Source organism: Novosphingobium sp. 11B (assembly GCF_054589055.1).
In genome coordinates this window covers 15649-16146 of record NZ_BAAILP010000337.1, presented here as the reverse complement: position 1 = coordinate 16146, position 498 = coordinate 15649, and the positions used below count along the sequence as shown (strand labels likewise).

The window sequence follows — 498 nt, the reverse complement described above, 5'->3', positions numbered from 1 at the left end:
TGATCCGGGACCGCTGGCCGTGACCAGCCCACCTTGCCGCGCGCACCCGCAAGCTACCGCCTGAAGATTTGCCAGCGGTCCCGGATCAAGTCCGGGACGACGACCTCAGCAGCCGCACCAGCACTTCGTCCAGCGCCGAGAGGAACCGCGAGCGGTCCTGCTTCGCGAACGGCGGCGGCCCGCCGACGATGTCTCCGCCCGCGCGCAAGTCCGCCATGATCGCGCGGGTGGCGATGGCGCTGCCGATCGAACTGGTGGTGAAAGGCCTGCCGTTGGGAGCAACCACGCTGGCGCCCAGCTTGAGGCAGCGGTCCGCGAGGAGGATATCGGCGGTGATCACCACCGTTGCGGCGTCAGTATTCTCCACGATCCAGTCGTCCGCCGCGTCGAAGGCGTCGCTGACCACCTTGCGGGAGATCAGCGCATTTTGCGGGACTCGGATCGCGCTGTTGCTGACGACGACGACGGGCACCTTGTGGCGGGCGGCGACCTTGTAGG

Annotated in this window: 1 protein-coding gene; it reads right to left on the bottom strand. The window is 68.1% G+C overall.

The window, feature by feature from the left end; genetic code table 11:
- Positions 1 to 85: 85 nt before the first annotated feature.
- A partial coding sequence (locus ACYPYD_RS28125; protein ID WP_459667075.1) for a YaiI/YqxD family protein occupies positions 86 to 498 on the bottom strand: 413 nt, incomplete at its 5' end.